General features: G+C 35.0%; 5 protein-coding genes. All 5 read left to right on the top strand.

From position 1 onward, the window contains the following. The first annotated feature begins 117 nt into the window (after window positions 1-117). The 5 genes from ACSX1H_RS18700 (at window position 118) to ACSX1H_RS18680 (ending at window position 4712) form a co-directional block, all read left to right on the top strand. A complete protein-coding gene (locus tag ACSX1H_RS18700; protein ID WP_439185777.1) occupies window positions 118-825 on the top strand; it encodes a hypothetical protein in 708 nt (235 codons plus the stop codon). A 96-nt stretch (window positions 826-921) separates the two neighbouring features. Further along, window positions 922-1635, top strand: a complete 714-nt coding sequence (locus tag ACSX1H_RS18695; RefSeq protein ID WP_439185776.1) for a hypothetical protein — start codon at window positions 922-924, stop codon at window positions 1633-1635. 182 nt (window positions 1636-1817) lie between these two features. Continuing rightward, window positions 1818-2408 (top strand): Crp/Fnr family transcriptional regulator, encoded by a 591-nt coding sequence (locus ACSX1H_RS18690; protein WP_439185775.1) that lies wholly within the window; start codon window positions 1818-1820, stop codon window positions 2406-2408. 64 nt (window positions 2409-2472) lie between these two features. Then, window positions 2473-3582, top strand: a complete 1110-nt coding sequence (locus ACSX1H_RS18685; protein ID WP_439185774.1) for an acyltransferase — start codon at window positions 2473-2475, stop codon at window positions 3580-3582. After that, entirely contained in the window at window positions 3582-4712 is a 1131-nt protein-coding gene (locus ACSX1H_RS18680; RefSeq protein ID WP_439185773.1) for a DUF418 domain-containing protein, read from the top strand. The genes ACSX1H_RS18685 and ACSX1H_RS18680 overlap by 1 nt, the downstream gene beginning before the upstream one ends. Window positions 4713-5017: the final 305 nt, after the last annotated feature.

Genomic DNA, 5017 nt, shown 5'->3' with positions numbered 1-5017 from the left:
GGTTTTTGGGAGTTTGGCTCCCGCGCCAGCAAAGGCGCAATTAGGAAAGCGAATATACCACACGCAGCGGCACACTTCATGCGGCAAGACGTTGTGCACAAGTAAAACAGAGATAGTATGATAATTGACAAACCTTGGATATCAGGACCTAGAGAATTATTGGTTCATGGAATACAACATTTAGACCTTGACAGTGGGTTTGATTATCGTATTGCTATGATTTCTGTTGATAATGCTGTTGAGTTGATGATTAAAACACATCTTGGATTACCTAAAAGAATCACTAAAATTGAAGGTTTAACAAGAAAGAAATATGAAGAAATAACTTCTACATTTCCAAACTTGTTAGATGGTTTAGAAGAATTTGATTCAAGCAGATTGAATGGTATTGATTTAGGAGATATTGAATGGTTTCATCGTTTGCGAAATCAATTGTATCACGATGGAAATGGAATAACTGTTGAAAAGGAAAAAGTGGAAGCATATGCTGAAATTGCAAAGATTCTTTTTAACAATCTTTTTGGTGTTGAAATTGAAGAGTCTGGAGATGAAACAATTCATCACAGCTTAGTCGGTGAATTTATTAAAGAATGGGTTAATCTTGAAAAACAAACGTTAAATACTGATGGACGACCAAAATCACCGATGATAAGACTTCGAGAAATGCTAAGTAATGGTGAGTTATCCAACAAGCAAGGGGAGAAATTTAATGAAATAAGAAAATTTAGAAATGATTTGGTACATGGAATGAGTTCACCATCACAAGCGGAACTTAAGATAAACTTAAAGGAACTAAAAGAAATAAATAAAGCATTAGCAATTTAAAAATGGGGGAAGTATAACATAGGAGTAATACGCCAAAGTGGTAACATTTTGGAGATGATGGGTTCGATTCCCATCCCCCCCACTAATTATATTTGAATGACTGAGCAGGAAATATTTGATTTGTATGTTCTACAAAGTAAGAATGTCAGGAAACTAAAGAAAGTTGAAAGCAATCTTAAAAGAACAATTAATAGCTATTTTAAAAAAAAGGATAGTTTTCAAGTTGAGTTGAATACTAAACTATATGCTTTAGTCTACTGTACACTTTCTGAAGCACAGTTCATTCAGATTGTTAACACTCCGAATGGTTTTATTGATACCGAAATCGAAAATATTAAGAATGAAAAGAGTCGAAATGGAGTAATTAAGGCTTGGGAATTACTTTTTGATATGGCTTTTGATAAGGTAAATATTGATTGGCGTGATAATGGTGACTTAATAGGTCGCAGAGAAGAAATACAACAAATTATAGACACATATATTAAAAAACCTAGTGAGTTAAGAAATAAGATTGCACACGGTCAATGGGATTTTGCCTTAAATAGGGAAAACACAAAGGAGAATGAAGACAAAACATTAGAACTTGAAGAACTTACTGTAATTCAAATTTCAATCTGGAGTGAAGTACATCAATTTTTAGGTTTAATTGTAAGGGATTTGATTCAGTCACCACAAAAAGGATTTCATAATAATTATTGGAATCACCTTACTAAACTCAATGAATTCTTGACAAAAAGTTCATCTTGGACAATGGAAAAGAGAAGTGAAATATTAAGACCTGTGCCTAAAAATACCAGTGCCCAACAATAAATATAGGTCATTTGGCGGATAGTGCTAAAATTGAAAATGAGTACAATTAATAAAATATATAGCGGTTTGATAGGTTGGAGCTTTGAAATGCCAAACGCCCCATATTCTCAACGTTGGCTTTCATAGTAAAAACAATTGTACTTATAATGGATTGTCGTCTAAAAAAAATACATTTGTTATAAATGGAAAACACAATAAAAAGTATTCAGCGATTTTATCCGGTATCAGTGCAATCTCTCAGTGAACTAACTGCTAAATTCGAAAAAATAGACTTCCCTGCCAAAGCGTTATTTATTGCGGGAGGCAAAATGAATAACTATGTATATTTCATTGAAAAAGGACTTTGTCGCTCTTATTGCATAATTGATGGCGAAGAGATAACTACATGGTTTAGCCGCGAAGGTGATATTACTTTTGCTTTGCTAGCCCTATACAGGAATCAACCAGGTTTTGAGTATGTTGAGACTTTAGAGGCAACAATAATGTATGCAATAAAAATTGATGACCTGAATAAGTTGTATTCTTCCAATATCGATATTGCAAATTGGTCGAGAGTTGTACATCAGGAATGCGTATTAAGTTTGCAAACACGGCGCATAGAGCGCCTGCAGAAATCGGCCAAAGAGCGTTATGAAATTCTTTTAAAAGAACAACCCGATTTGTTTGCACGAGTTAAACTATGTTATTTGGCTTCATTTTTAGGAATGACACCACAGCATTTGAGTAAGATGCGGTCAGAAAGTGGATGTGATGATATTCAGCCGATTTTTTAATCTATATTAATTTTTTGCTGCCTGCAATTACGTAGGTTTGTCCCATTATTAAAAAAACAGAACAATGGTACAAACTTTATCTACGCAAGAACGAATAGGCTACTTGGACTTAATAAGGGTCGTGGCCATCTATATGGTTACTATGATTCATGTACGCTTTGCTTTTGACCTAAATGCAGATGTTGCCACACAATTTTACGTAACCTTTTTGCGACCTAGTGTTCCTTTCTTTATCATGATTTCGGGGGCTTTATTGTTACCGATTAAATACGATACACGAACATTTTTCAAAAAACGATTTACACGGGTTCTTGTGCCGTTTTTAATTTGGTCGATAGCTTATGTTTTTCTGCCTGCTCCTTCTAAAATTAATTTTGGAGGAATAGAAAACGCACTTACATTAAGTAATTTAAATCCAATTATAAAAAGTTTACTGATGATACCGGTAAATTTCACTTGGGTAAATGTACACTTCTGGTTTATGTACACCATTATTGGGCTTTACCTGTTTATGCCTGTTATTTCGCCATGGATAGAAAAGGTATCAAAACGCGGGATTGAAGCTTTTTTACTAGTCTGGCTTGTTACAACTATCCTCTTTTATGCCCAAATATGGTTTCCGCAAATACATGGCGTTTGCGACTGGAATGAATTTGGAATGTTATACAACTTTGGTGGCTACCTTGGATATTTAGTGTTGGGCTATTACTTGCGTAAATACAATACGCTTGCAATATTTAAATCGGTTGGATTGGGACTATTTCTTTTGGTTGTTGGTGGGTATTTTACCTACAAAGGTTTATTCTTCTCTTTATTTCATGCCGACCAAATGACATGGATTGCCGTTGAAGCACAAAAGGTGGAATTCTTTATCAATAATCTTTCAGTGAATGTAGTGATGATGTCAGCCGGATTATTTATGATTCTGCAAAAAATATCATTAAAAGGAATTGCAAGCAAGGTAATTGAAGAGCTTTCCAAATTTAGCTATGCTATTTTTCTGGTTCATTATATTATAAACATCTGGATTTTACATTACATCGGAAAAGGCGAAGGAATTGGCGTTAATTCTTGGCTGGGTCAACCTTTGCTGGCATTGCTGGTTTTTATAATTTCTTACCTTATTGTGAAGTTGTTGTCATTCCTTCCTAAATCGAAATACTTAATAGGATAATGACGAATCTCAAACGCATTGAAGTCGTGGATGCTTTACGCGGTTTTGCCATAATTTGTATCCTGCTGTTACACTGCTCCAATCATTTTTTATACGATGTAATGTCACAAAATAGGGAAGCGTGGTTAAAAGCAGTGGATGCAACAAGCAAAAATGTATTGTACTTCCTATTCGAGGGAAAAGCATTTGGGATATTTGCTATACTGTTTGGCTTTACATTTGGCATTCAGTATTTCAAAGCAAAGGAAAAAGGACACGACTTCCGGTTGCGTTTTTTATGGCGAATGGTTTTGCTGGCAGGATTTGGCTACATTAATGCAGCCTTTTTTGCGGGTGGCGACCCTCTTGTATTTATGGCGATTGTAGCTGTTATTCTGCCGATAATTGTAGGATTAAGCACAATAGCACAGCTGCTTATTGCTATTATCCTGTTTTTGCAACCTGTTGAATTATACAAGGTTTCTTGTCTCTGGCTCAATCCAGAGTACCAAATAACCAACAACACCGGACCACTTTACGGGCTGTTAAAATCCTATGTGGCAGAAGGTAACTTTTTAACCATGGCGTGGAACAACATTACTACAGGATTAAAAGCTTGCTTAACCTGGGCTTTGGAATACGGGCGAATATCGCAAACACCAGCATTATACATTGTTGGAAATTTATTATATAAGAATGATTTGTTTTCCAATATTGATAACCGATTTTGGAATAAAATAGCAATTATTACAACCATTACTACTCCATTACTATTCATTTTGAAATCTTTTCCAACCACCTGTCAGCCCATGCAAATATCAATAAACATGTGGTATAATTTGTCTTTCATATTTTTATGGGTTGCCGGTTTTGTACTTCTTTTTCGAACCGACTTCTTTAAACGCTTCACCTATCTGTTACAGATTTATGGAAAAATGAGCCTTACCAATTTTGTATCGCAATCTGTTATTGCTACATTTTTGTTTTATCCTTATGGTTTGCACTTATCAAAATACTGCGGTGTAAGTGCCAGCGTTTTAATAGGCTTAGCAATTGTACTAACTCAAATAGTTTTTAGTTATTGGTGGTTACGTAAATTCAAACAAGGTCCTTTGGAGTACTTTTGGCATAAAGCTACATATCTAAAGTGATTTAATTATTATTCCATTAAAAAATCGTTACGTTATAAATAATTCTACATAATATTTTTGAAAAATACTATCAGATAAAACTACGAAAAGCCAACAATGTGTATAATTCATAAGGGTTTTAGAGGTAATCGAGCGTTATCATCCGCATCAATTTTGGGTTGTAACTTGATAGGTTTAATGCCCGCAATCCCTTACGAAATCATACACGGGCCGTTAGGCACAACCCAATATTTTTAAGCCCGATTCGAAGTATTTTTGGGATTCGTGCGGCTTTTGAGGAATTTGCTGCTCACCCACGGGCCAGC

The sequence above is a fragment of the Carboxylicivirga taeanensis genome (genome assembly GCF_051851475.1).
Classification (GTDB): domain Bacteria; phylum Bacteroidota; class Bacteroidia; order Bacteroidales; family Marinilabiliaceae; genus Carboxylicivirga; species Carboxylicivirga taeanensis.
This window is presented reverse-complemented; position numbering and strand designations above follow the sequence as displayed.